The 2,129-nt window shown below is 68.0% G+C and carries 4 protein-coding genes; all 4 read right to left on the bottom strand.

Annotation, left to right across the window (positions count from 1 at the left end):
- Positions 1 to 796, bottom strand: a 796-nt coding sequence (locus tag JOY90_RS18255; RefSeq protein WP_291692514.1) for a response regulator, incomplete at its 3' end; no start/stop codon positions are given.
- Between the two features lie 45 nt (positions 797 to 841).
- Positions 842 to 1,207 (bottom strand): PleD family two-component system response regulator, encoded by a 366-nt coding sequence (locus tag JOY90_RS18250; RefSeq protein ID WP_291692513.1) that lies wholly within the window; start codon positions 1,205 to 1,207, stop codon positions 842 to 844.
- Between the two features lie 56 nt (positions 1,208 to 1,263).
- The gene (locus tag JOY90_RS18245; RefSeq protein WP_291692512.1) at positions 1,264 to 1,734 is read right to left on the bottom strand and encodes a chemotaxis protein CheW; all 471 of its coding nucleotides are present in this window, start codon (positions 1,732 to 1,734) and stop codon (positions 1,264 to 1,266) included.
- Positions 1,735 to 1,744: 10 nt separating this feature from the next.
- The coding region (locus JOY90_RS18240) for a response regulator (protein WP_291692511.1) at positions 1,745 to 2,129 on the bottom strand (385 nt) is incomplete at its 5' end.

The following is a 2,129-nucleotide window of genomic DNA, read 5'->3' as shown; positions in this document are numbered from 1 at the left end:
CGGTGAGCGCCTGCGGCCCGCCCGTCGAGGAGCCGATCAGCAGGACGCGCGGCGGCACGTTCGAGAACGCCCGCAGCTTGATGTCGCTGCCATGTCCGGGTGGCGCCGGCGCGGCGCGGCCGGGATCCGGAACCGAGAACTTTGCGCGCGCCGGCGTGCCGGGCGCGGAGGGAACGCTGAACGGCGCGCGCGTGCCCGGCGCCGTTGGTGAGGTCGGCGCCGCGGCGGGAAACGGGCGCAGCTTGATCGGCGCCGCCTGAGGGGTCGGGACCGGCGCCTCGATTTTCGGCCGCAGGCCCGGCTGCGGAGCGATCGCCGGCCGCGCCTCGCTCGGCCGGCGCGCCCTGCGCGCCCCGAGCTGGCGGATCTTGTCGATCAGGTCGTGGCGAAAGGTGGTCGATGTGGTGACGCCGCGGCTCGTTTCCGGCTTCGGGATGTAGTCGGCGGCGCCGAGCGACAACGCCTTCAGGCTGACCTCTGCGTTTCGCCGGGTCAGCGTCGAGGCCATGATGACGATGAGATCGCGCTTCTTTTGCAGGAGCAGCGGCAGCGCCGAGATCCCGTCGAGGTCAGGCATCTCGACGTCAAGCACCACCACGTCGGGATTGGTGCGCTCGAGCTGGTCGACCGCTTCGCGCCCGGTGCGCAGCGAAGCAACGAGCTGCATGTCGGGCTCGGCCTCGACCCACCGGGCGACGAGCCCGCGGACCACCACCGCATCGTCGACGACCATCACGCGAAGGGAGCCCGTCCCGGCGGCGGCGGCCGGAGACGCGTCTGCGACGACGGTACTCATCTACACTGCTACTCGGACTCGGTTGAGACGTGATGACGACGCCGTTCAGAGCAGGCCGACCTCCTGAAACTTGGCCTCGACGATCTCCTTGTCGAACGGCTTCATGATGTATTCGTTGGCGCCGGCGTGCAGCGCGCGGGCGATATGCGCTACGTCGTTCTCCGTGGTGCAGAAGACCACCTTCGGCTGATCGCCGCCCGGCAGCCGGCGCAGTGCCCGCAGGAACTCATAGCCATCCATCTTCGGCATGTTCCAATCGAGCAACACCGCCTCCGGCAGCTGCTGCTTGCAGGCGTCGAGCGCCTGCTCGCCGTCCTCCGCTTCAACGATCTGGAAATCGAGCCCCTCAAGGATGCGGCGCGCGACCTTGCGGATGACGCTCGAGTCATCAACGACCAGGCAAGTCTTCATCGTAACCCTCGTCTATTGGGCGGATACTCCCGCGTTCCGCCGTTGCTTCAGTTTTTCTAGGCCGCCTTGGGCTCCGAGCCCAACTCCAGAACGCGATCGACGTCGAGAATGACGAGGAGCTGGCCGTCAAGGCGATGGACGCCGGCCGAGACGCGGGCGAGCCGCGTGTCGAGATTGACCGGATTGGCTTCGCGACCGGAGTCGGCGAGCTTGAGCACCTCGCCCACCGCATCGATCAGCAGACCGTACGATTCCCCGCGCGACTCGATGCCGACCGCCATTACGCGCCGGCCGTCGTCGCGTTGCGGCAGGCCGAGGCGGCAACGCATGTCGATGGCGGTGACGATCCGGCCGCGCAGGTTGAGGACCCCGGCGATCTCCTTCGGCGCCAGCGGCACCCGCGTGAGCCGCTCGGGCATGAACACGTCCTGCACACGCGAGATCGGCAGACCGAACAGCTGACCGCCGATCACCGCGGTGACGTATTCGGTAACGTCCTTGCTCAGATTGTCGTTGGCCGTGCTCATCGGTGTGCCCTCACGCCGCTTCGCTCATTTCCGGGTCTTGCTCCTTCAGGGCGGCAATCAGTCCCTGGCGATCGAACTTGGCGACGTAGTCGTGGAATCCGACCGAGCGGCCGCGCTCGACCGACTCGGGCGAGATGGTCGAGGAGAGGCCGATCACGGGCAGCGGCGCGGTGCGGGGATCGGAGCGCATGGCTTCGGCGAGCTCGAAGCCGGACATGCCCGGCATCTCGATGTCGGTGATGACCACGTCGAAGGCCTTGCCGGTCTTGAGCACGGCGAGCGCGTCGTGCGCGGTCGGCACGGTGGTCACCTCGTAGCCCGCCGCCTTCAGCACCGGCGTGAGCATGTTGCGGAAGAACGCGGAATCGTCGACCAGCAGCACCGACTGCGAGGCC

Origin of the sequence: Bradyrhizobium sp., assembly GCF_019242285.1 — a bacterium.
Lineage (GTDB): Bacteria > Pseudomonadota > Alphaproteobacteria > Rhizobiales > Xanthobacteraceae > Bradyrhizobium.
This window is presented reverse-complemented; position numbering and strand designations above follow the sequence as displayed.